Origin of the sequence: Heterorhizobium halophytocola, from assembly GCF_017873095.1 — a bacterium.
Lineage (GTDB): Bacteria > Pseudomonadota > Alphaproteobacteria > Rhizobiales > Rhizobiaceae > Allorhizobium > Allorhizobium halophytocola.
Window position 1 is genome coordinate 61,740 of sequence record NZ_JAGGJU010000014.1, and the last position, 22,087, is coordinate 83,826.

19 protein-coding genes are annotated in these 22,087 nt (G+C 63.4%); 6 read left to right on the top strand and 13 right to left on the bottom strand.

The window, feature by feature from the left end:
- Positions 1-6: 6 nt before the first annotated feature.
- The 6 genes from J2Z17_RS21910 to J2Z17_RS21935 all read right to left on the bottom strand — a co-directional run bounded on the left by J2Z17_RS21910 (position 7) and on the right by J2Z17_RS21935 (position 6,267).
- On the bottom strand, positions 7-1,365 hold the full coding sequence (locus J2Z17_RS21910) for an amidase (RefSeq protein WP_209948290.1): 1,359 nt from the start codon (positions 1,363-1,365) through the stop codon (positions 7-9).
- A complete protein-coding gene (locus J2Z17_RS21915) occupies positions 1,365-2,051 on the bottom strand; it encodes a DUF2848 domain-containing protein (RefSeq protein WP_209948293.1) in 687 nt (228 codons plus the stop codon). Before J2Z17_RS21915 ends, J2Z17_RS21910 begins: the two co-directional genes overlap by 1 nt.
- A gap of 33 nt (positions 2,052-2,084) precedes the next feature.
- Positions 2,085-3,368 carry a TRAP transporter large permease gene (locus J2Z17_RS21920; RefSeq protein WP_209948295.1) on the bottom strand — a complete coding sequence of 428 codons (1,284 nt, stop codon included), beginning with the start codon at positions 3,366-3,368 and terminating at the stop codon, positions 2,085-2,087.
- On the bottom strand, positions 3,365-4,042 hold the full coding sequence (locus J2Z17_RS21925) for a TRAP transporter small permease subunit (RefSeq protein WP_209948298.1): 678 nt from the start codon (positions 4,040-4,042) through the stop codon (positions 3,365-3,367). Before J2Z17_RS21925 ends, J2Z17_RS21920 begins: the two co-directional genes overlap by 4 nt.
- A 7-nt stretch (positions 4,043-4,049) precedes the next feature.
- The gene (locus tag J2Z17_RS21930) at positions 4,050-5,099 is read right to left on the bottom strand and encodes a TRAP transporter substrate-binding protein (RefSeq protein WP_209948299.1); all 1,050 of its coding nucleotides are present in this window, start codon (positions 5,097-5,099) and stop codon (positions 4,050-4,052) included.
- A 238-nt stretch (positions 5,100-5,337) separates the two neighbouring features.
- The gene (locus tag J2Z17_RS21935; RefSeq protein ID WP_209948301.1) at positions 5,338-6,267 is read right to left on the bottom strand and encodes a LysR family transcriptional regulator; all 930 of its coding nucleotides are present in this window, start codon (positions 6,265-6,267) and stop codon (positions 5,338-5,340) included.
- A gap of 408 nt (positions 6,268-6,675) precedes the next feature.
- On the opposite strand from J2Z17_RS21935, the gene J2Z17_RS21940 reads away from it, so the two are divergent.
- Together J2Z17_RS21940 and J2Z17_RS21945 are read left to right on the top strand one after the other, a co-directional pair.
- The gene (locus tag J2Z17_RS21940) at positions 6,676-8,460 is read left to right on the top strand and encodes a chloride channel protein (protein WP_209948303.1); all 1,785 of its coding nucleotides are present in this window, start codon (positions 6,676-6,678) and stop codon (positions 8,458-8,460) included.
- A 179-nt stretch (positions 8,461-8,639) separates the two neighbouring features.
- Positions 8,640-9,170 carry a gluconokinase gene (locus J2Z17_RS21945; RefSeq protein WP_209948517.1) on the top strand — a complete coding sequence of 177 codons (531 nt, stop codon included), beginning with the start codon at positions 8,640-8,642 and terminating at the stop codon, positions 9,168-9,170.
- Between the two features lie 21 nt (positions 9,171-9,191).
- Here J2Z17_RS21945 and J2Z17_RS21950 read toward each other — a convergent pair whose 3' ends face one another.
- From J2Z17_RS21950 to J2Z17_RS21960, 3 genes are read right to left on the bottom strand one after another with little or no spacing between them, the layout of a single operon-like run.
- Positions 9,192-10,073 carry an SMP-30/gluconolactonase/LRE family protein gene (locus J2Z17_RS21950; RefSeq protein WP_209948305.1) on the bottom strand — a complete coding sequence of 294 codons (882 nt, stop codon included), beginning with the start codon at positions 10,071-10,073 and terminating at the stop codon, positions 9,192-9,194.
- 3 nt (positions 10,074-10,076) lie between these two features.
- Complete coding sequence (locus J2Z17_RS21955; protein ID WP_209948307.1) at positions 10,077-11,024, bottom strand: formylglycine-generating enzyme family protein; 948 nt, start codon at positions 11,022-11,024, stop codon at positions 10,077-10,079.
- Between the two features lie 9 nt (positions 11,025-11,033).
- Positions 11,034-12,086 carry a LacI family DNA-binding transcriptional regulator gene (locus J2Z17_RS21960; RefSeq protein WP_209948309.1) on the bottom strand — a complete coding sequence of 351 codons (1,053 nt, stop codon included), beginning with the start codon at positions 12,084-12,086 and terminating at the stop codon, positions 11,034-11,036.
- 221 nt (positions 12,087-12,307) lie between these two features.
- Here J2Z17_RS21960 and J2Z17_RS21965 point away from each other — a divergent pair, with 221 nt between their 5' ends.
- The 4 genes from J2Z17_RS21965 to J2Z17_RS21980 all read left to right on the top strand — a co-directional run bounded on the left by J2Z17_RS21965 (position 12,308) and on the right by J2Z17_RS21980 (position 16,367).
- Positions 12,308-13,744: a sulfatase family protein gene (locus J2Z17_RS21965; RefSeq protein ID WP_209948311.1), complete on the top strand. Its 1,437-nt coding sequence runs from the start codon at positions 12,308-12,310 to the stop codon at positions 13,742-13,744.
- 121 nt (positions 13,745-13,865) lie between these two features.
- Positions 13,866-14,600, top strand: a complete 735-nt coding sequence (locus tag J2Z17_RS21970) for an ABC transporter permease (RefSeq protein ID WP_377300245.1) — start codon at positions 13,866-13,868, stop codon at positions 14,598-14,600.
- Positions 14,597-15,364 carry an ABC transporter ATP-binding protein gene (locus J2Z17_RS21975; RefSeq protein WP_209948315.1) on the top strand — a complete coding sequence of 256 codons (768 nt, stop codon included), beginning with the start codon at positions 14,597-14,599 and terminating at the stop codon, positions 15,362-15,364. The genes J2Z17_RS21970 and J2Z17_RS21975 overlap by 4 nt, the downstream gene beginning before the upstream one ends.
- A gap of 28 nt (positions 15,365-15,392) precedes the next feature.
- The gene (locus tag J2Z17_RS21980) at positions 15,393-16,367 is read left to right on the top strand and encodes an aliphatic sulfonate ABC transporter substrate-binding protein (protein ID WP_377300244.1); all 975 of its coding nucleotides are present in this window, start codon (positions 15,393-15,395) and stop codon (positions 16,365-16,367) included.
- A 63-nt stretch (positions 16,368-16,430) separates the two neighbouring features.
- Here the strand turns inward: J2Z17_RS21980 and J2Z17_RS21985 are convergent, their stop codons facing one another.
- The 4 genes from J2Z17_RS21985 to paoC form a co-directional block, all read right to left on the bottom strand.
- Entirely contained in the window at positions 16,431-17,465 is a 1,035-nt protein-coding gene (locus J2Z17_RS21985) for a trans-3-hydroxy-L-proline dehydratase (RefSeq protein ID WP_209948319.1), read from the bottom strand.
- 21 nt (positions 17,466-17,486) lie between these two features.
- Entirely contained in the window at positions 17,487-18,506 is a 1,020-nt protein-coding gene (locus tag J2Z17_RS21990; RefSeq protein WP_209948321.1) for an Ldh family oxidoreductase, read from the bottom strand.
- Entirely contained in the window at positions 18,503-19,678 is a 1,176-nt protein-coding gene (locus J2Z17_RS21995) for a M20 aminoacylase family protein (RefSeq protein WP_209948323.1), read from the bottom strand. Before J2Z17_RS21995 ends, J2Z17_RS21990 begins: the two co-directional genes overlap by 4 nt.
- Before the next feature lie 213 nt (positions 19,679-19,891).
- Positions 19,892-22,084, bottom strand: a complete 2,193-nt coding sequence (gene paoC / locus J2Z17_RS22000) for an aldehyde oxidoreductase molybdenum-binding subunit PaoC (protein ID WP_209948325.1) — start codon at positions 22,082-22,084, stop codon at positions 19,892-19,894.
- Between the last annotated feature and the right edge of the window lie 3 nt (positions 22,085-22,087).

Below are 22,087 nucleotides of genomic sequence, written 5' to 3' on the forward strand. Positions count from 1 at the left end.
TCTCCGTCAGGCTTGTACCAGAACCTGCTCGATCGCCAGGCCGGCTGAAAGAATGTGTCGGTCGGCAAAGGCGCTTCCGGCGACCATCAGTCCGACCGGCGCCGTGCCGGGCGCATGGCAGGGGATCGACAGCGCGCAGCCGTCGAGGAAGTTGATCAGGCTGGGATTGCGCAGCATCAGGCCGTTGGCGGCAAAGAACTGCGCGTCGTCGGCCACGAGTGGCGCAATTTCAGGGGCGACCAGCGGCACGGTCGGTATGATCAGCGCATCGAAGCCGGCGATCTTCCCATTGACGCGACGGATCCAGTCGGCGCGTGCCGCGATCAGACGCATATAGCCAGTCGCAGATTGTTCCTTGCCGGTCAGGATACGCATCCGCACGCGCTGGTCATAGCTGTCGCCGGCGCTTTCGATCAGTGACTGGTGCCAGTGATAGGCTTCTGCGGCGACAATGGTGCCGCGCGCATAGATGCCGGCGACTTCGGCAAATTCGTCGAGCGCCAGGTCGGTGATGACGGCGCCTGCCGCAGACAGGCGGCTGACCGTGGCCTCGAAGGCAGCGGCCACGTCGGCGTCCATGTCGGAAAGCACCACGGCCTGGGGGATCGCCAGTCGCAATCCCCGGATCGGCAGGGCGTCAGGCAGATCATGCGGATTGCCGCCCGACAGAATGGCATCGAGTATGCCGCAGCATGTCACGCTGCGGGCGATCGGGCCGATGGAATCGAGCGTGGTCGACAGTGGCACGGCGCCGTCACGCGATACACGCGGCGCCGTCGGCTTGAAGCCGGTCAGGCCACAGAGCGCCGGCGGAATACGGATCGATCCGCCGGTATCGGTGCCGATCGCGGCCATGGCCATGCCGTCGGTGACGGAAATGGCGGCTCCTGAGGACGAGCCGCCCGGAATGCGGCCGTTTTGACGGTCGAAGGGATTGCGGGGCGTGTCATAATGCGGGTTGAGGCCAAGGCCGGAAAAGGCAAACTCGCTCATATTGGTCGTGCCGGTGATCACCGCGCCGGCGGCAATGAGCCGGCTAACGATCGGGGCGTCGGCGATGGCCGGTGCGGCGCTCTTCAGTGCGACACTGCCGGCAAGCGTCGTCTCGCCCTTCAGGTCGAACAGGTCCTTCACCGAAATCGGCATGCCCTCGATCGGCGACCGGGGATGGCCGGCCGCCCTTATGGCATCCGAGGCCTCGGCGAGCCTGAGGGCCCGCGCGTCGTTGCGACGGATGAAGGTGCGCGCGCCCTCACCAGCCGGATCGTCCATGCGTTCGATGGCAATCTGCGTCAGGGTCTTAGCCGTAGTCTCGCCCGAGGCGAGGGCTGCGGCGGCTTTGGTGAGGGTCTGTTCGATGGTCATCAGGCGACTTCCGGTAGGACCTCTATGGCGTAGCTGTGGTGGATCGAGCGGTTGAGGATCGGGTCGTGCAGTTCCAGCGTGAAGTTCGACGAGGGGCGTATGCCGCCGATCGCGCCCACGGTACCGCAGATCATGCCGGTGCCGTCGGGAAGTTTTGCGGCACCGTCGGTATAGCCCGAAATCAGCTCCTGCGGCGTGCGCAGCGACGAGAGCGGGCCTTCCTGATAAAGCACCTTGCTGCCGCCTTCGACGATATAGGCACGAATGATCAGGCTGTCCCAGTGATCGGCGACCTCGGCAAACGGCCAGGCTGTTGCGGCGATCGGCTTGGCGCAGATCTGCTTGGAGAGCGCAACGCCGGTGGTCTCAAGCTTGCGATCTGTGTGGTCGGAGGCCAGCGAGACATACAGGATGCCGCCGGCGGAAAATACGAAGGTCTCGACTTCGCCGGAGGTCTCGGCACCGACGACCTGGATGCGCTGGCCTTGCAGCGCGAGGCTTTCGGAGACGCGGTAAAACAGCGGCACGGCGCTTGGACGTGGCACGCCGAGGGCTGCCAGTTCCTCGATATGATGCTCGATCGCGGCATGGTCGCGACCGGCCCAGCCGGCGACGACGAGATTGTCGATCGTGACATCGATATCGGAAGTGGCCTTCTCGGCCTCGATCTTGAAATGCAGTTTCATGCGGTTCTCTCAGGGCAGACAGGAGGCTTGCCGTCAGTTGGCAAGGCTCGGGAGGTAAAGGACAATGGACGGGAACACGGTCAGCAACAGGATCAACATTCCCATGGCAGCGACGAAAGGCAGGCTGCCGGTGATCACCGGCGACATGTCGCCGCTCTTGCGCAGGCTGTGGACGACGAAGAGGTTGAGCCCTACGGGTGGCGTGATCAGGGCTGCTTCCACCAGGATGATGATCAGCACGCCGACCCAGATCGGATCGAAGCCTAGCTGGAACATGATCGGCGAGACGATCGGGATCGTGGTGATCATCATCGACAGCGACTCCATGAAGCAGCCGAGCACGAGATAGAAGATCACGATGACGAACAGCATCTGCAGCGGCGAGAGGCCGAGGCCGGTGATCGAGCCGGTGATCGCATCGGTGATGCCGGCGGCCGACATGATGAAGTTCAGGAAGGCGGCCGCCAGGATGATCAGCATGATCATCGCCGTCGATTTCATCGTGCCTTCGATCGCCTCGCCGAGCATGCGGAAGGACAGTCGGCCGAAGCAGGCGGCCAGGATCAGGGCGCCGAGCACGCCGAGGGCTGCCGCTTCCGTCGGCGTCGCAACACCGGCATAGATGGAGCCGACGACGAGCAGGAAAATCCCGAGCGGCGGTCCGAGATGCTTGAGGCTCGAGACGCGTTCGGCCCATCTTGCGCTGATGCGTCGCCCGCCCCAGGCCGGCACCGCCATGCAGGCACCGACAATGATCAGCATGAAAAGCCCGGTCAGCAGCAGGCCCGGCAGGATGCCCGCGAGATAGAGTTTCGGCACGGAGGTGTTGGTCAGCACGCCGTAGAGCACCATGTTGATCGACGGCGGAATGAGGATCCCAAGCGTGCCGCCGGCCGCCAGCGATCCGAGGAACAGCGGCTCGTTATAGGCATGGCGCCTGATCTGCGGCACGGCGACCGTGCCGACGGTCGCAGCCGTCGCGACGCTGGATCCCGACGTTGCGGCAAACAGCGCCGATGCGCCGATATTGGCGTGCATCAGCCCGCCCGGCAGCCAGGCGAGCCAGAGGCTCATGGCCGAATACATGCGTTCAGCAAAGCCGGCGCGCAGCAGGATCTCGCCAAGCAGGATGAAGAGGGGAATGGCGACCGTCAGGAAGTCGTTATTGGTACTCCAGGCGATTTCGCCGAGGCCGCGGGTTAGCGGCAGCATGGAATAGAGCGGATCGAGGATCAGGCCGAGCACGCCAAGCGCCGCACCGACGGGGATCGAGATGCCGATCAGCACCAGGAGCAGAATGAGGGTGGTCGCGATCATTTGCGCTCTCCTGCGATCAGGCGTTCACCGGCGGCAGCCTCCTCATCGGCTTCTTCCTTTGCCGAGCGAATCCCGGTCATTGCCTTGACCACGTCTATGTCGCCGGTGACCAGCGCCACCGAAGCGCGCAGAAGCATCAGGGCAAGCACGATGCACATGAAGACGAGACCGGCAAACCAGAGCCCCTGCGGGATGGCGAGCGGTGTGCCGAGCGGCGTGTTGGCATGCGAATTCTGGCTGACCGAACTGGCCACCACGTCATAGGCATAGAAGGTCAGATAGGCCATGAAGACGCCGAGCATGACAAGGGCCAGCCAGTCGAGCACGGCCGAGAGGCGGACCGGTAGACGCTGGTAGAGCAGATCGACGCGCACATGGGCACGCTGCAGGGTGGCGAAGGCCAGCGACCAGGAGGTGCTGATGGCAAAGACATAGCTGGAGATCTCGTCGGAGCCGCCGATCGACCAGCCGAACAGCTTGCGGGTGATGACATCATAGGAGATCAACAGGACGCTACCGATCGTCAGGGCGCCGCTGGCATAGACCGCGTAGCGGGCGACCGTTTCGGCATGCGCCACGAGCTTCGAGAGAAATAGAACCGGTGTCGACGCCGTCACGGCGGCCTCCTTGGACAGAGAGACGGCGGAGGCGACGAGATCGCCTCCGCCAGGCATGTTCGGCTTATTTGGAGGCCGTCAGGCCCATGTCCTTGCCGATGGTCTCGTTGAAGCTGGTCACGCAATCGGCCGAGCAACGGGCAGCCCACCGCGGCAGGATCTTGTCCTTGAGCGTGGCCTTCAGCAGTGCCTTGTCTTCGTCTGTCGGCACGACCAGGGTCATCTTGCCTTTCACGTCCAGCGGGCAGGCGTCGGCACCCGTATTGCAGTCATAGCCTTCCTGCGTCTGCTTGGCCGCAGCGTCCCAGATCTGGTCGACCAGGTCGTTGATATTGGTCTGCAGGAAGTCCTGGACCTTCGGGTCGAGAGCGTCCCAGACCTTCTGGTTCACCGCATGCACCTGCTGGTTCCAATTGATCGGCAGGGCGAGCAGGTGGGTGGAGACTTCATACCACTTGGCCGAATAGCCGGACAGCGAGCCGGTGATCGCGCAATCCACGACCTTGTTCTGCAGGGCCGGTACGACCTCGCCGAAGGCCATGGTGACGCTGCTGCCGCCGAAGGCCTCGACGAATTCGGCTTGGGTGCGGCTGGAGGTGCGGACCTTCTTGCCCTTGAGGTCCGCGAGACCCTTGATGTCGGCATTGCAGAAGATCACCTGCGCCGGATAGGTGGAGATGCCGAGAACCTTGACCTTGGAGCCCTCGCCGTAGAACTTCTCATAGACCGGCTTGAAGTCTTCGGTGACCTTGCGCGCCGTTGCCGCATCGGGCGCCAGGCCCGGCAGGTCGATCGCCTCGTTGATCGGGTTGTCGCTGGCGAAATAGGAGAGCGTCGCGGTGCCGAAGGGTACGACGCCCTGCGACATCAGCCGCATCAGTTCCGGACCCTTGAGGCCCATGTCGTTGAAGCCCTTGATCGTCGCGGTGACCTTGCCATTGGACTTTTCCGGGATCGTCTTGGTCCAGAAAGGCACCTCGAAGTCCTGGTAGGCGGTCAGGTTGCTCAAGCCGCCGACAATGGTCAGCTTGGTTTCCGGTAGGTCTTCAGCGCCCGCCGTGTTGGCGAGAAGCACGCCGGCGGCGATGGTTGTCAGGAGCGTCTTGAGTTTCATTGTCGAATTCCCCTTCGAGCAGGTGGTTGAGACCATCGGGGGACGTGCCGCGCCGTGCGGGAAGATGTCTCGACCTGCTATGCCGATCATCGCTCCGTCCAGAGCGTATCGCCATGCTGATCTTGCGTCTTCTGACCTGTCCCCTTTTGCAGCTTATGTTGCTGCTTGTGTCAGGGAGTAGAAAGCGCGCGGCTGCGCTTGTCCAATCGCAAGTTTGCAAGTCAGATATAAAATCTGCTTATGCCTTGGCTTTGATCTGGCCGTCGCTTTGCCGCGCTTCGCGATCCTCGTCGGCCACCTGTTCGGCTATTCTGGCGATGACCCGGGCGGCATGGGCGTCCGGCCCGTCGACCCAGGAGGCGGTGAAGTTCAGATCCTGCAACGGGTCGGCGCGCACCTCGATGACCCGCAGTGAGCCGCGGGCGAGTTCGTCGGTGAGGAAGCTCGGCGTGATGACGGCGGTGCCGATCCCGTCGAGCACCATCCGCACGATCATCGACAGGGACGCGCTCCCCACCATGCGTGGCGAGGAAATTCCGGCCCGGCGCAACATGTCGCGCACCTGGCGATAGGGCGCGCTGCCGGAACCGTAGGTGACGATCGGCTGGGCGGCGATCTGCTCGAGACTGACGGGCTGCGGCCCGAGATCCATGTCGGCGCGGGCGACCCAGGCCAGCGGATAGGAGCAGAGCGGCCGGTTCTCGACCCGGGCTTCGAGCACCGGGCCCATCAGGAAGGCAAGGCCGATCCGCCGGCTCATCAGCAGCGCCTGCAGGTTGTCGCTGGTTTCCACCTCGATATCGATCGTCAGAGAAGGATAGGCGGCATAGACCTCGGTGATCAGGCGCGGCAGCCAGGTCTGGACGATGGTTTCGGCAACGCCGAGATGAAAGCGTCCGCTCATCGAATCGGTGCTTCTCGCCGCCTGGATGATGTCGTTGCGGGCCTGCATCATCCGCTCAGCATGCACCAGCAATTCGTGGCCCTTGGCCGTCAGCTTGACGCCCCGTGCCGCGCGCTCGAACAGCTTCACGCCGAGCGCCGCTTCAAGCGAGGCGATGCGTTGAGAGATGGCCGGTTGCGTGGTGCCGAGCTTTTCGGACGCGGCCCTGAGGCTGCCGAGGGCGGACGCCCAGAAAAAGGTCTCGATATTGCGCAAGTCGATCAAGCTGAACCCGGGACATTTCGAGCGGCGGACAAGGAGTTGGCCGCTGCCGTCTGCAACTCCTGTCTACTTACCCTCTTATCGTCGGAAATGCCAATTTGCCCATGGGCAGGTCACACACGGATTCGATGCGGAAAAATGGCGATGGTTGCCGCGAAAGGTTGCCGGCCTTGCCGTCTGGACCATATGGAAGGGCTGACAACGACGGCTGCCGGGCGGCTTCGGGCGCGCAAACCAGAACGCAGGGCCCAATGCCGGCTTGCGCCTTTGCGCTCGGGAAAGGCGGAGACCGGACATGCGGCAGCCATTTTCGGTGTATATGGCGCGGCAGTCACCCGAAATCACCCAGGCCGGACTGCCCCACCGCAGTGCGCCTGACGTCTCCCTCCAACCCTGATCTCCGTGAAAACCATGCAATCCCTCCATCAGATCGTTCATACCGGTCGCGCCTGGGTAAAGCTCATCAAGAAGAAGTTCTTTGCGCGCGGCAGTGAATTCGCACTGCTGGGATGTTCGATCCTCGCCGGGATCGCCGCCGGCTGTGCCGTCAGTGCGATGAGCTGGATTTCCAAGACGCTGCACAGCAAGGTTTTCCAGATTTCCGGCGACGAGATGCTGAGTTCGGCGCGTATCGAGAATGTGCTGCTGGTGCTGATCGGGCCGGTCATCGGCGGCGTGCTGCTGGGGCTCTTCTATCTGTTGCTGCGCAAGCGGCGTAACCGCCCTATCGTCGACCCGATCGAGGCCAATGCGCTTTATGGCGGCCGCCTGTCACTGACCGACAGCGTTATCGTCGTCGTTCAGAACCTGCTGTCCAACGGTTTTGGCGCATCTGTCGGTCTGGAGGCCGGTTATACGCAGATCTCGTCCGGTATTGCCTCCAAGATCGGTTCCAAGGTTGGCCTGAGGCGCGAGGACATGCGCATCCTGGTGGGTTGCGGTGCCGCCGGGGCCATCGCTGCGGCCTTCAACGCCCCGTTTACCGGCGCCTTCTACGCTTTCGAGCTGATCATCGGCACCTACAGTACCGTGGCGCTGGCACCGGTGGTGATTGCCGCCCTGCTCGGCAATCTGGTTGCGCGCGGTCTCTCCGGCGACGTCTTCCTGATCGAAGTCGGCCCCGTGGGCGAGATCGTACCCTCGGACTATCTGCCGGCGATCCTGCTTGGCGCGGTCTGCGCCGGTGTCGGGATCCTGATCATGATGGGTGTGGCCGCCACCGAGCAGCTGGCGCGGCGCAGCGCCATTCCGCCGGCCGTGAAGCCGGCAATCGGCGGGATCGCCGTCGGATTGCTGGCGACGATCTCGCCGCAGGTGCTGTCGGCCGGTCACGGCGCCCTGCATCTCAATCTCGAGACCAGCGTCGCCTTGCCGGGGCTGGCGCTGCTGTTGCTGCTCAAGTCCTTCGCCTCTGCCATCTCCATCGGCTCGGGCTTTCGCGGCGGCCTGTTCTTCGCCTCGTTGTTCATGGGCGCGCTGGTCGGCAAGATCTTCTCGTTTCCGGCAAGCGTCCTCTTCTTCAGTCCGTTGGCGCCGACGGTCTTTGCCGTCGTCGGGATGAGCTGCCTGGCGACCGCCATGATCGGCGGGCCGTTGACGATGACCTTCCTGGCGCTCGAGATCACCGGTGACTTTGCCATCACCGCGCTGGTGATGGCGGCGGTGATCAGTTCGTCGCTGGTGGTGCGCACCACCTTCGGCTATTCGTTCGCCACCTGGCGTTTTCATCTGCGCGGCGAAAGCATTCGTAGCGCCCATGACGTCGGCTGGATCCGCAATCTGACGGTGGACAAGCTGATGCGAACCGACATGCGCAAGGCAAATGCCGGCATGACGCTGGCCGAGTTTCGCGAGGCCTTTCCGCTTGGCTCGACCCAGAAGGTGGTCATCGTCGATGATGATGACCGCTATGTCGGAATGGTGCCGGTGCCGGAGGTGTATTCCGATGTTCTGGCCGAAGGGGAAGAGCCTTCCCTCGACAAATATATCGACCTGCGCAACGATTTCCTGCAGCCCAAGATGAATGCACGGCAGGCGGCCGGCACCTTCGATCGGGCACGCGCCGAAGTCCTGGCCGTCGTCAACAACCTGATCGAGCGGCGGGTGATCGGGCAGCTGAGCGAGAGCCATACGCTGCGCCGCTACACCGAGGAGCTGGATCGCCGGCGGCGCGAAGTGGTGGGCGAAACGCTCTAGCGTTGTCCGCTTGTGTCTCAGTCATCGACGAAGGTCGCAGGGATTGACGGATTGACGCTGGGCGGAAGGGTCCGGCATATGCGACAGGCACGCCGTATCTACGCATCAGATGCAGCGCCTCTCTTTCTTTCATCGACAATGGTGAACCGCTCATGCCGAATACCGACGCCGACAAGCAAATGCCAGACGCCGCGCAGACGCCGATCGCGGTCATCGTCATGGGGGTCAGCGGATGTGGCAAGACTTCCGTTGGCGACATGCTGGCAAAACGGCTCGGGGCTGTCTTCATCGAAGGCGACAGCCTCCACCCGCAGGCCAATATCGACAAGATGGCGGTGGGCATTCCCCTCAACGACGACGATCGCTGGCCGTGGCTCGACGTGATCGGCATGCGGATGGCCGAGCAACTCCAGCAGGGCCGCTCTGTCGTCGCCTCCTGTTCCGCGCTGCGTCACGTCTACCGCGAGCGGTTGCGCACGGGGGCCGGAGCGCGCCTGCGTTTCGTCTTCTTGAATGGCAGCCACGCGCTGCTGAGCCAGCGGATGGGCGAGCGGCAGGGACATTTCATGCCGACTGCGCTGCTGGAAAGTCAGCTGGCGACCCTGGAGCCGCCGACCGGCGAGGCCGGCGTCGTGACCGTCAGCATAGACCAGGAGGTTTCGGCCATCGTGGCGGAGGCCGAAGCCGGGCTTCGCGCGGACCAGATCTGATCCGGTCCCCCTTGCTCTGCGCTACTGCATCTCCCGGGATGCATCGAATGCGACGGCCGGAAGTCCGGGGACGGTAACCGCCATGGAAAACAGACTGCCGGAATGGGGATGGGCCTGCAGTTCGTCGTCACTCCGGCCGGCCCGCGCCGAGGTAACGTAGAGCGTCCGCAAATCCGCTCCGCCGAACGCCACCATGGTCGGGCAACGAACCGGCAGCAGGTGTTCCTCCAGTAGCCGACCGTCCGGGCTGTAGCGTCGGACCCGGCCGCCGACATAGAGTGCGACCCAGTAGCAACCTTCGGCATCGACGGCTGCGCCGTCCGGGCGCCCATCCTCCTCCCTTGTCTGGATGAAGACCGAGGGGTCGCCGAGTGCGCCCGTGTCCGGCTGATAATCGCGGCGCCAGACCGTCCGTCTGGGCGTGTCGGAATGGTAGAGCGTTCGCCCATCGGGGGAAAAGGCGAGGCCGTTCGATGTGGTGAGGCCGCTGGCAACGGCTTCGAGCCGTCCGTCGTGATAGCGGTAGATACTGGCCGTCTGGCCGCGACGCTGTTCGTCGATCGTGCCGAGCATGAAACGGTTGCCGGGTGCGACCTTGCCGTCATTGAAACGGCTGTTTGTCGTGTCTTCGGGATTGTCGGCGAGCTTGCGTTCCAGTGTCCCTTCGGCCCCGATCAGCCAGATGCCACTCCGAAGCCCGGCGATGAAGCCGCCGCCGTGCCGCAGGCCGATGCAGCCGATATCTTCCGGAACGACAATCCTTTGGTGCACACCGGTTCCGGGCCGAAACGCATGAATGGACTGTCCCTTGATGTCGACGAAGTAGAGCGTTTGCTCGGCGGTGGACCAGACGGGCGATTCGCCGAGCTCAGCCCGGATGTCCAGCGCTATGTCGAACGCCATTGCTCAGCCCGTTCCGAACATTGGGGCACCGTAGGCGATGCGAAAGCCGGTATTGCTCGATGCGCTGTCGGGCGACAACCCCATGCGGGCGGCAATACGGTAGCGATAGCAATAGCTCTTGTGGCAGAGGAAGGATCCGCCTTTCAGTACCCTGTCGCCTGCCTTGCGGGCCTGTTCGTTGCGCGCCTTTGCTGCCTTTGTGAGCGACCGGACCTTGAACGGATCGGCGCTCCATTCCCAGACATTGCCGGCCATGTTGTAGAGCCCGGTTTCGCTGGGTTCGAAGGAACGCACCGGCGCGGTGCCGTAATAGCCATCCCTTTGCGTATTCGTCTGCGGAAACCGGCCCTGCCAGATATTGCAGAATATCTGCTCGTCGGTCGGTTCCGCGTCCCCCCAGGGGAAGCGGCGGGACCGGTTTCCACCGCGGGCGGCATGTTCCCATTCCGCCTCCGACGGAAGCCTTCCGCCGACCCAGGCGGCGAAGGCATCGGCATCGTTCCAGGTGACTTGCGTGACGGGATGATCCAGACGGTCCTCGATCGAGCTGCCCGGACCTTCCGGCTCTCGCCAGTTCGCCCCGTCAACGCGTGCCCACCACGGGGTTCCCGTGACATTCAGCGCGGCGATCTCTGGCCTGTCCATCAGGCCGGCAAAGACGGCGGCAAAGCCGAAGCGCTCGGATTCGGTGACAAAGCCCGTCGCGGCGACAAAATCGGCAAAGCGGCGGTTCGAGACGGTTTCTGCTTCGAGATAGAAGTCGGCCAAGGTGACGGGCCGTTCGGGGCCCTCGCCATCGGTGACCAGGATCGGGTCATGGGTGCCGACGAAACTTTGGCCACCCTTGACGAACACCACATCGCCCGGGGCTCCGCGTCCGGCGATGATCGGTGTGGTTTTCGTCGGTCCGGACGGCCCGGCTCTGCGCTGGGCTTCGCAACATCCGCTCATGGGTCTACCTCACATGTCGTTGCCGATGGTCGGCATGCCGCGCCGGCTGCTGTCACGCGCCACGATGTCCCAGTCGATTGGTGCGATTCGTGATGGCTTGTCGCGCAGGCGCTCCAGGATGATTTCGGCGGACAGTCGGCCGATGTTGTCGCGGTCGGGCCGGACCGACGACAAGGTTGGGGTGAGGCAGGCGCTGGCCTCGGCATCGCCGAAACCGATGACACCGACGTCCTCGGGCACGTTCTTGGCGAGTTTTCGCAGGCCACGCAGCACACCATAGGCAACGGTGTCGCTGTTGCAGACGATACCATCGATCGCCGGATTGTCGGCCAGCAGTTCGAGGCACAACGCTTCGCCGAGGTCGGGATGGCCGGGTTCCGCCCGCGTCTTCATCACCACCGGCGGCAGGCCCTGCCTTTCGGCAAGGCGACGCATTCCAGCGGCACGCTTGGCGGCACGCGCATCAATCTCCCGCATGCTGCCGAGAAAGGCGAGATTGCGGTAGCCACGCTCTATCAGGTGCCTGGCCTGGGCCGCGCCGATTTCGCCGTGGTCGAGCCCGGCTGCCGAATCGATCACGTCTCCGTCCAGATCCCACATCTCGACGATCGGCACGCCGGAATGGCGCAGCAGGTCGTTGACCTTGGGATGGTGATCGACGCCGATAATCGCAATGGCGGCCGGACGCCAGCTCAGCATGGAGCGCACCAGCTTCAGCTCTTCGTCCGCGTCATAGCGTGTATTGGCGAGCATCACGTGCAGATTGCTGGCCAGCAGGGTCGATTGCAGACGGTCCACGATGGTGGCGAATTCGGAATAATAGAGCGACGTGACGACCACGCCGACAAGGTCCGAGCGTGTGCCAGCCAGGCCGCCCGCCAGGCGGTTGGGCACGTAGTTCAGGTCTTCCATCGCCGTGGCGATCTTGCGCCGCAGTTCGGGCCGAACTGTGTCGGGCGCACGCAGGGCCCGCGACACCGTGTTGGCGGAAACCCCGACCCGGGCGGCAATCGAGGCGAGTGTCGCCGGCGGTCGTTGCCCGTCATTCCTGCGGTCCTCCATCGTGGCGCTTTCCCCTTTTTGATTTTTGATAAGTTAGCGTTGCGTTAGCGCTAACTTTATGCCATCAATTCGCCCGGAGGACAAGTTGGTGGCCGCATCGGAGAGACTGGCGGCGCTGATTTCCAGAGTTTTTTTGGTGAAGGCATTCTTTTTGCGTTGACCGCTCTCAATGAGTGCCGGGCGCAGAAAACGTGTTGCAGACTATGGGGAGCGAGGAGTGCATGGCGGAGCGTCCCAATATCATTCTCATCATGACCGACCAGCAGCGCTACGATTCGATCGCGGCACTCGGCTATCCCTATGCTGTCACGCCCAATCTCGACAGTTTGGCTGAAAACGGCGTGACGCTGACCGATTGTCACATCACCGCACCGAGCTGTGTACCGTCCCGCGCCAGTCTGTTTTCAGGCTATTATCCGCACACAACCGGTGTGCTCGCCAATGGCCAGAAATGGCAGCACACCTGGGTCGAGAAGCTGCGGGACGCCGGCTATCGTTGCGTCAATGTCGGCAAGATGCACACCATTCCCTACAATTCCGACAGTGGTTTCCACGAGCGCTATGTGGTGGAAAACAAGGACCGCTATATGGAGGGGCGCTATTATTTCGACGAATGGGACAAGGCGCTGGCCGCCAATGGCCTGGTGAAGCAGCAGCGCGAGACCTATCGCCAATTGCCGGACTATCGGGATCGGCTCGGCACCTTCGACTGGGAGTTGCCCGAAGCCCTGCATTCCGATGCCTTTGTCGGCAACATGGCCAAGTGGTGGGTCGAGAACTATCCGCCGACCGAGCCCCTGTTCCTGCAGGTCGGTTTTCCAGGTCCGCATCCGCCCTTCGATCCGCCGGCGCGCTATACCAAACCTTATCTCGAGTGCAATGACCTGCCGCTGCCGCAGCCGACCCGGGAAGAGCTCGACAGCCTCCATCAGGAGCTGAAGGACAAGCGTCAGCACGATGTCGAGGTCGATCATGATTCCGTCGTCTGGAGCCTGGACCCGACGCCCGACCAGATGCACCGGCTCTGGGCGCATTATCTGGGCAATGTCACCCTGATCGACGAGAAGGTCGGCGAACTGCTGGCCAGCCTGAAAGAACGGGGCTATCTGGACGATGCCATTGTCATCTTCACCTCCGACCACGGGGAATGCCTGGGTGAACATGGCCTGATTCAGAAATGGTCGATGTATGACATCGTCACGCGCGTGCCGACCATCATCTGGTCCACATCGGGCCGCTTCGAAGGCGGACGGGAACTGAACGGTCTCTGCCAGCTCTTCGATCTCGGACCGACCATCCTCGAATATGCCGGGATCACGCCACCCGAGAGCTTCGAGGCGCGCAGCCTCAAATCGGCGCTGGAGACCGGGGACTGGACCCCGCGCACCCACGTGTTCTGCGAGCAGATGGGCGATGTGGCGATGGCCGGCGGTACGGAATTCATGACCGGTGTGCGCAGCGACACCTGGAAGCTCGTGCACTTCAAGGGGTCCGAGGATGGCCAGCTGTTCGATCTCGAAAACGACCCCAAGGAAGTCCGCAATCTCTGGAGCGATCCGGCCTATCTCGATCGCAAGCGCGAGCTTCTCGACGTGATGCGCGACTGGCTGATCGAGTCCAATTACCGCACGCGCGACGTCATGGCAGGTGCACGATGAGCGCGCCTTCGAGACGGCGGATGCATTGGCCGGTCATGCCGACCGGGGGAGACCGCTGATGTCGGACAGTCCTATCACGCCAAGCGCCGGCCGATCCGGTCTTTCCGTCGGTACCTTCGGCATGCTGGGCCTCAACATCGTTTCGGTGGCGGCAGGCATTGCCCTGTGGGCGGCCGTCACGGCGACCGGGGTCGTCGGGCTGCCGACACCCATGGCGGTTGCCGGCAAGGCATTCGAACTGGCCGCAAACGGCACGCTGCTTGACGATGCGCTTGCCAGCCTTGGCCGGGTCCTTGCCGGTTTCATTCTCGGCATTCTGGTGGCTATCCCGGTCGGCTTCCTGATGGGCTGGTACCGTGTTGCCCGGGGCATCATCGAACCCTATGTCCAGTTCTTCCGCACCATTCCGCCGCTTGCGATCATCCCGCTTGCGATCGTCACCATGGGCATCGAGGAAACGCCGAAGATCTTCGTCATCTTCCTCGCCGCCTTCCTGTCCAGCGTCATCGCGACCTATCAGGGCGTGATCAGCGTCGATCGAACCATGATCAATGCCGCCCGGGTGCTCGGGGCCGGCGATTTCACCATTTTCCGGCGTGTGGTGATCCCCGCTTCGGTGCCCTACATCATGGTCGGTGTGCGCGTCGGGCTCGGCTCGTCCTGGGCAACCGTGGTGGCCGCCGAACTGATCGCCGCCCAGTCCGGTCTCGGCTTTCGCATGCAGCAGGCCCAGCTCTACTACGACCTGCCCACCATCTTCGTCAGCCTCATTGCCATCGGCGTGCTCGGCCTGATCATGGATCGGATCGTGATGGCCACCGACAATGTCCTGACGTCCTGGCAGGAGCGCCTATGACCCCCAAGATTTCCTTTCAGAATGTCTCGAAGGTCTTTGACCTCGGCGCCACGCGCTTTACCGCGCTCGAAAGCCTGTCGCTCGATATCGAGGACGGGGAATTCATCACGGTCGTCGGCCCGTCCGGCTGCGGCAAATCGACGGCGATGAACATCGCCGGCGGCCTGACCGGGCCCACCTCCGGCAAGGTGACGGTCGATGGCGTCGAGGTGCGCGGCCCGAGCCCCGAGCGTGGCGTGATCTTTCAGCAATATGCCCTGTTTCCCTGGCTGACGGTACGGGAAAATGTCGAGTTCGGCCTGAAGATCGCCGGCCACCCGAAAACCGAGCGTCGGCGCATTTCCGATCACTTCATCGAACTCGTCGGGCTGACGCATTTCGCCGAATCGCTGCCCAAGACCCTGTCGGGGGGCATGAAGCAGCGCTGCGCGATCGCGCGCGCCTATGCGGTCAATCCGAAGATCCTGTTGATGGACGAACCTTTCGGCGCGCTCGACGCGCTGACCCGCGTGCAATTGCAGGACCAGTTGCTGGCGATGTGGAGCAAAGAGCGCCGCACGGTCGTCTTCATCACCCATGACGTGGATGAAGCCGTGTTCCTGGCGAGCCGCGTCATCGTCATGGCGGCCCGGCCCGGCCGCCTGCACAAGATCATCCCGGTCGAACTGCCCTATCCGAGGACGGAGGAGATGCGGCTTTCACCGGAGTTCGCGGCGCTCAGAAACGAGGTCTGGCGCTCTGTGTATCACCCGGCATCGCAGTGACATAAACTCTAGGAGGAGGAACACCATGATCACGAGACGTAACCTGATGATGACGACCGCAGCGCTTGCCGCGGCCGGCACCTTGCCGGCCATGCGCCCGGCGCAGGCATCCACCGACGACCTCAGCATCGGCTATATAGCCGATTTTCCCAATGCCAGCGTCTTTGCCATTGCCGAGGACCAGAAGCTCTGGGATGCCGAAGGCCTGTCGCCGAGCCTGAAGGTCTTCACCAACGGGCCGATCCAGATCCAGGCCATGGGGGCCGGAAGCCTGAATTTCGGCACCATCGGTCCCGGCGCGCTGTGGCTGCCGGCCAGCGGCCGCGCCAAGGTGATCGGCGTCAACGATATCGGCTTTTCCGACCGCATCATCGCCCAGTCGGGCATCAAGTCGGTCGAGGAGCTGAAGGGCAAGAAGGTTGGGGTGCCCCAGGGCACGTCGGGCGACATGATCCTGCGCATGGGCCTCGCGAAAGCCGGCATGACCGTCGAGGACATCGAGATGGTGCCGATGGACCCGAGCACGGTGGTGGCCGCCTTTGCCGCCAAGCAGATCGATGCCGCCGGCATCTGGTATCCGCTGATCGACGCGATCAAGGCGCGCGTGCCGGATCTCAACGAACTGGTCGGCAACAAGGACTTCTTCCCCGATACCTCCTTCATCAACACCTATGTGGCCGGCAACGACATCGTCGAGAAGAACCCGAAGCTTGTCGTCAGCTTCCTCAAGGTGATGAAGAAGGCGATGGACTACCGCATCGAGAATCTCGATCGTTCGATCGAGCTGACGACCGCTTTCCTCAAGGCACCGAAGGAGGCGACCGAGAAGGTGGCGCGCAGCCGCAAGATGCTGTCGAGCGCGGATCTGAACACGTTCAACGAAGACGGCACGGTCGAAAAGTGGCTGACCCAATTCAACGACATGTTCAAGACCTTCGGCACGGTGAAGGATCCCATGCCGGCCGAGCAGTATTATACCAAGACGCTGTTCGCCGAGGCGTAACCTTCGGCCGGGATCCGCCGGCCCGCAGAGGGCCGGCGTTTTCATCGCACCTGACGCATCCGCCTACCGGCCGATCCGGGGCCATGTGTCGGACAGCCGGTAGCCGCCCGGCCAGGGATCTGCCGGGTCGAGCATCAACTGGTGGGTGCCGGTGATCCAGCCGCGGCCGGAGATCAGCGGATAGATCGCGTCGCGTTCGCCAACCCTTGCCAAAGCGTCGATGCTGCAACGAAATTCCGAGCCGATGATCGAGCGGGCCAGATAGGTGTCACCGACCTTCATCTCCCCCTTGGCATGCAGAACCGCCATCCGCGCCGAACATCCTGTGCCGGTGGGCGAGCGATCGATCTTGCCTGGCTGGATGACGACGGCATTGGCACCGGTCAGATGACCATCCTTGCGGGTGAGGGGGCCGGCAATCTGGCAGAACGAGATATGATTCCAGTCCGAATTTTCCGGATGGGTGAACCCGATCTGCTCATTCGCCGCATTGGTGATCCGGATGCCGGTCTCCGCGATCTCGCGAGCTTCGTCCGGCGTGACGGCAAAGCCGAGGCTTGCCGCATCGACGATGACGAAGCTGTCGCCGCCATAGGCCGTATCGACCGTCAGCGTGCCCAGGCCCTCGACCTCCAGCGGCACCGAGAGCCTGTCGGCAAAGGACGGCACATTGCGCACGGTGATCCGTTCCGCCTTGCCGTTTGCGCAGTCGGCCGTGACCTCCACCAGTCCTCCCGGCGCCTCCAGCACCATCTTCGTTACCGGCTCTTGCATCGGAATGATTCCGCTGTCGAGCAGGACGGTCGAGACACAGATCGAGTTGGAGCCGGACATCGGCGGGGTGTCGGCCGGCTCCATGATGATCCAGCCCATCTGGGCGCGCGGATCTTTTGGCGGGACCAGCAGGTTGACGTGGCGGAAGACCCCGCCGCGGGGCTCGTTCAGCACGAAATTGCGCAATGTCTCATCGCGGGCGATGAACCGGGACTGATCCCAGAGCGTATCGCCCGGCGGCGGCAGCACGCCGCCGACAATCACGTCGCCGACTTCGCCCTCGGCGTGACAGCTGACGACATGGATGACCTTGGTCGTGCGCATCTGGCGTTCCTTTGCCCCGCCTCAGCCCTCGGCGAATTGCTTGAGCCTCGCATATGTCTCGCCCTTGAGCGGGATGCCGTCTTTCTCGGCCACGGCGCGGATCGCATGGCGCCGGTCGCCCGGCAGGCGATCCTGTCCCGCTTCCAACACCATGTCGCAGAGCTGCGAGACGCGCGCCTCGAAGGAAGCGTTGCCGCCGCGCTCCGGGTCGATGATGATGAACAGTTGCCCGGTAAACGGCGTCTGTGCCCCCTCATGCGCGCTCCAGTCGAACTCCCAGGAGAAGTGCCCGCCTGTCAGCGCGGCTGCCAGGATTTCCACCATCAAGGCGATCGAGCTGCCCTTGTGGCCACCGAATGGAAGAAGCGCGCCGCCGTCGAGAACCGCTTTCGGATCGGTCGTCGGCTGGCCGTCGCGATCAACGCCCTGACCGGGCTTCAGGGCATGGCCCTCGCGGGCTGCGATCTGCACGTCACCATGGGCAATGGCGCTCGACGCCTGATCGAAGACGAAGGGCGGACGGCCCTTTCGTGGCGTTGCAAAGGCTACCGGGTTGGTGCCGAACAGCGCCTTCTTGCCGCCCTGCGGCACGACGCAGGCCATGCTGTTGACGAAACTCAGCGCGACGAGTCCCTGTTCGGCAAAAGGCTCGACATCCGGCCACAGGGCGCTGAAATGATGCGAGCGACGGATGGCAAGAACGGCGATGCCGTTTTGCTTCACCTTGTCCAGGACCAGAGGGCGGGCTGCTTCCAGCGCCGGCTGGGCAAATCCACCCTTTGCATCGACGCGGACGAAGGAGGGGGCGCAATCCTCGACCAGTGGCAGGGCTTGTCCATCGACCCAACCGCTGTTCAGGGTCGAGACGTAGCCCGGCATGCGAAAGATGCCATGGCTGAAGGAGCCGTCGCGCTCGCAGGCCGCGCAATTGGCGGCCAGGACCCTGGCCGCATCTCCCGACACGCCGTGGCGCAGAAAGATCGCTTCCAGCAGTCCAACGAGCTCCGCATAGGTGAGCTTTACATCTGATTGCTCGGTCATGCGGACTGTCCGAGCTGCTGATCGACAAGCGACAGCCAGTAGCTGACGCCGTGCACGATGGCATCGTCGTTGAAGTCGTAAGCCGGGTTGTGAAGGTCGGCACTGTCGCCATTGCCGATCCAGATCATTGCGCCCGGGCGCTTTTCCAGCATGTAGGAGAAGTCTTCCGACCCCATGGTCGGGGGGCAATCGGCATCGACCTGCCCGGCGCCGGCAACGCGGCTGGCGGCCGCGACCGCGACCCTGGTCTTGTCCGGATCGTTGACCGTGACCGGATAGCCCGGTCGCCAGTCGATCTCGGCTTCAGACTGGAACAGCCTGGCCGTTGTCGTGACGATGTCGCGGAACCGCTCTTCCACCGCCTTTCGGGTTTCCGGCAGCATGGTGCGGATCGTGCCGCCGACGCGGATCGCGGCCGGAATGACGTTGAGCGCCTTGTCACTGCCGCCCTCGACGAAGGTGAGCGATACGACGACCGGGTCGAACGGGTTGGTGAAACGCGACGGGATCGTCTGCAGGGCCGTGATCATGTGCGCCATGACGATGACCGGGTCGTGGCTCATATGCGGCTGGGCGGCATGTCCGCCCTTGCCGTTGATGGTGACGATGAAGCGGTCGCCGCCGGCCATCATCGGGCCGCTGCGGATGGCAAACGAACCGATGGCAAGGCCGGGCTCGTTGTGCATGCCGTAGACTTCGTCGATGCCGAAGCGCTCCAGCACGCCTTCCTCGATCATCACCCGGCCGCCGCCACCGCCTTCTTCCGCCGGCTGGAACACGAGCACGACCTTGCCGGTGAAATCCCGGGTGTCGGCAAGGCGCTTTGCCGTCGCCAGAAGCATGGCCGTGTGCCCATCATGGCCGCAGGCATGCATCATGCCGGGCACTTTCGAGGCATGTGCCAGATTGGTCTGTTCCGACATCGGGAGCGCATCCATGTCGCAGCGGAGCGCGATCGTCTTGCCTGCTCCCTTCGAACCGTTGATGACGGCCACAACGCCCGAAGTCGCGATGCCCTCCACCAGTTCGTCGACACCGAATTCCTTCAGCTTTTCCGCCACCAGTGCGGCCGTCTTCGGCAGGTCGAACAGCAATTCCGGAAACTGGTGAATGGTGCGGCGCCAGGATTTCGCATCTTCGGCAAGCGCTGTGAGGACAGGATCGAACGGCATGGAGAACTCCAGAAAAGCGTGGCATCACGGTCGGATGGGATCTTGATGCGTGGCAGCATAAGCAGTTCCGCCGTACGGGCAAGCATCCCCGCACCGCATTGCAGGTGCAAGGTCCCTTTGGGGCCGGGCGCATGGCGTGCCGCACCTGCACGATATCCGGTGTGGGGAGAAGCAGTGCCGCCTCCTTTACGAGGTAAGGAGACGGCACGGTGTTCAGGCCACTTCCGGCAGGCCTTCGATCAGCTTGTCCAGGGTGACGGGATAGTCGCGCACCCGAACGCCGGTTGCGTTGTAGATCGCGTTGGCCACGGCGGCTGCGACACCGCAAAGGCCGAGTTCGCCGATGCCCTTTGCCTTCATCGGCGAAGAAACCGGATCGACGTCATCGAGGAAGATGACCTCTTGGCGGGGGATGTCGGCATGCACGGGAACTTCATAGCCGGCTAAGTCATGGTTGACGAAGAAGCCCCGGTTCGTATCGACGGCCAGTTCTTCCGTCAGCGCACCGCCGACACCCATGGTCATGGCACCGATGACTTGGCTGCGGGCCGTCTTCGGGTTCAGGATGCGCCCGGCCGAGCAGACCGCCAGCATGCGCCGGATGCGGGTCTCACCGGTAAAGGCGTCGACGGCAACCTCGACGAAATGCGAACCGAAGGTCGATTGCTGGTAGGTCTCGTCCAGATCGCCCCACTCGATGGCGTCCTCTTCGCTGAGGCCCTCGCCGGCGGCTTCCCCGAGCGGGATGGAGCGGCTTCCGGAGCGGACCACGCCGTTTTCGAAGACGACGTCATCGGAGTTGAAGCCGACCTTGCGGATGACGGCCTCCCGCAGCTTCATGCAGGCGGCATAGACCCCCGAGGTCGAGCAGTTTGCACCAAACTGGCCGCCGGAGCCGGCCGATACCGGGAAGCGGGAATCGCCAAGCCTGACGTCGACCTGGTCGAGGGGGACACCCAGCATCTCTGCCGCCGTCTGGGCGATGATGGTATAGCTGCCAGTGCCGATATCCGTCATGTCGGTCTCGACGGTGACCACGCCCTTGCTGTCGAGCTTGACTCTCGCGCCGGATTTCAACAGCAGATTGTTACGAAAGGCGGCTGCGACGCCCATGCCAATCAGGTGGCGCCCCTCGCGGCGGCTGGCCGGCGTTCGAGGACGGTCGTTCCAGCCAAACCGCTCGGCGCCCTTGCGCATGCATTCGACGAAGGGGCGCTGTGAAAACGGACGGTCGGGATTTTCCGGATCGACCTGGGTGTCGTTGAGGATCCTGAACTCGACAGGATCGATGCCGGCCTTTTCGGCGATCTCGTCGATGGCGATTTCGAGCGCCATCAATCCCGGCGCTTCACCGGGCGCCCGCATGGCATTGCCCTCCGGCAGATCGAGATGCGCGAGCTTCATCATCGTCATCCGGTTCTCGCCGGCGTAAAGCAGCCGGGTCTGCTGGACAGCGGTCTCGAGCGAGCCGTCCTCCAGATTGCCGTTCCAGCTCTCATGGGCGATTGCGGTAATCTTGCCGCTCTTTTCGGTGCCGATGCGGATCCGCTGGATCGTCGCCGGCCGGTGGGTGCCGTTGTTGAAGATGACAGGCCGCGGCAGGGCCAGCTTGACCGGTCGTCCGGCCGCCCGCGCACCGATCGCCGCCAGGATGGCATCGGAGCGCACGAACAGCTTTCCGCCGAAACCGCCACCGATATAGGGCGAGACGACGCGCACGTTCTCCTTGTCCAGCCCGAGCGTCTTGGCGATGTCGCCGTGCGCCCAGGCGATCATCTGGTTGGAGGTCCAGACGGTCAGTTTATCGCCTTCCCATGCGGCAAGCGAAGCATGAGGCTCCATCATCGCATGTGACTGATCCGGCGTCGTGTAGGTAGCGTCGAGCGTTACTGCGGCTTGCGCGAACGCGCCGTCGAAATCGCCGACCGCCGTGCCCTCATCCTCATCCGAAACCTTTGCTGCACCCTTCTCGCTGGCAAGGTCGAACTTGCCCTGGTCCTGGTTGTAGTCGATCCGTACCAGGCCAGCGGCGTGGCGGGCCTGTTCAAATGTGTCGGCAACGACAACGGCGACCGCCTGGTGGTAATGCTCGATCTTCGGTCCACCCAGCAGTTTGGCTGTGTTGAAATCACCGACCTCGATCGTGCCGGCATTTTCCGCCGTGACGATCGCGAGAACACCGGGTGCCGCCTTGGCCGTTTCGAGATGGTAGGCGGTGATCGTACCCTTGGCGATCGGTGCCGCGACGATGTAGCCATAGGCCTGGTTGCCCACCACGTCGTGCTGCTCGAAGGCATAGGGTGCAAGACCGCTCGTCTTCAGCGCGCCGTCGATGCGGTTCACGGGCTTGCCGACGATCGACATCTTGTCGATGGGATTGGAGCTTGCGGGTTTTTCGAACTTCATCTC

Excerpts from the sequence above, each read along its gene's own strand:
- J2Z17_RS21910 (WP_209948290.1), bottom strand. The coding sequence starts at position 1,365 with ATGACCATCGAACAGACCCTCACCAAAGCCGCCGCAGCCCTCGCCTCG.
- J2Z17_RS21915 (WP_209948293.1), bottom strand. The coding sequence starts at position 2,051 with ATGAAACTGCATTTCAAGATCGAGGCCGAGAAGGCCACTTCCGATATC.
- J2Z17_RS21920 (WP_209948295.1), bottom strand. The coding sequence starts at position 3,368 with ATGATCGCGACCACCCTCATTCTGCTCCTGGTGCTGATCGGCATCTCG.
- J2Z17_RS21925 (WP_209948298.1), bottom strand. The coding sequence starts at position 4,042 with ATGCCTGGCGGAGGCGATCTCGTCGCCTCCGCCGTCTCTCTGTCCAAG.
- J2Z17_RS21930 (WP_209948299.1), bottom strand. The coding sequence starts at position 5,099 with ATGAAACTCAAGACGCTCCTGACAACCATCGCCGCCGGCGTGCTTCTC.
- J2Z17_RS21940 (WP_209948303.1), top strand. The coding sequence starts at position 6,676 with ATGCAATCCCTCCATCAGATCGTTCATACCGGTCGCGCCTGGGTAAAG.
- J2Z17_RS21945 (WP_209948517.1), top strand. The coding sequence starts at position 8,640 with ATGCCAGACGCCGCGCAGACGCCGATCGCGGTCATCGTCATGGGGGTC.
- J2Z17_RS21950 (WP_209948305.1), bottom strand. The coding sequence starts at position 10,073 with ATGGCGTTCGACATAGCGCTGGACATCCGGGCTGAGCTCGGCGAATCG.
- J2Z17_RS21955 (WP_209948307.1), bottom strand. The coding sequence starts at position 11,024 with ATGAGCGGATGTTGCGAAGCCCAGCGCAGAGCCGGGCCGTCCGGACCG.
- J2Z17_RS21960 (WP_209948309.1), bottom strand. The coding sequence starts at position 12,086 with ATGGAGGACCGCAGGAATGACGGGCAACGACCGCCGGCGACACTCGCC.
- J2Z17_RS21965 (WP_209948311.1), top strand. The coding sequence starts at position 12,308 with ATGGCGGAGCGTCCCAATATCATTCTCATCATGACCGACCAGCAGCGC.
- J2Z17_RS21970 (WP_377300245.1), top strand. The coding sequence starts at position 13,866 with ATGCTGGGCCTCAACATCGTTTCGGTGGCGGCAGGCATTGCCCTGTGG.
- J2Z17_RS21975 (WP_209948315.1), top strand. The coding sequence starts at position 14,597 with ATGACCCCCAAGATTTCCTTTCAGAATGTCTCGAAGGTCTTTGACCTC.
- J2Z17_RS21985 (WP_209948319.1), bottom strand. The coding sequence starts at position 17,465 with ATGCGCACGACCAAGGTCATCCATGTCGTCAGCTGTCACGCCGAGGGC.
- J2Z17_RS21990 (WP_209948321.1), bottom strand. The coding sequence starts at position 18,506 with ATGACCGAGCAATCAGATGTAAAGCTCACCTATGCGGAGCTCGTTGGA.
- J2Z17_RS21995 (WP_209948323.1), bottom strand. The coding sequence starts at position 19,678 with ATGCCGTTCGATCCTGTCCTCACAGCGCTTGCCGAAGATGCGAAATCC.
- paoC (WP_209948325.1), bottom strand. The coding sequence starts at position 22,084 with ATGAAGTTCGAAAAACCCGCAAGCTCCAATCCCATCGACAAGATGTCG.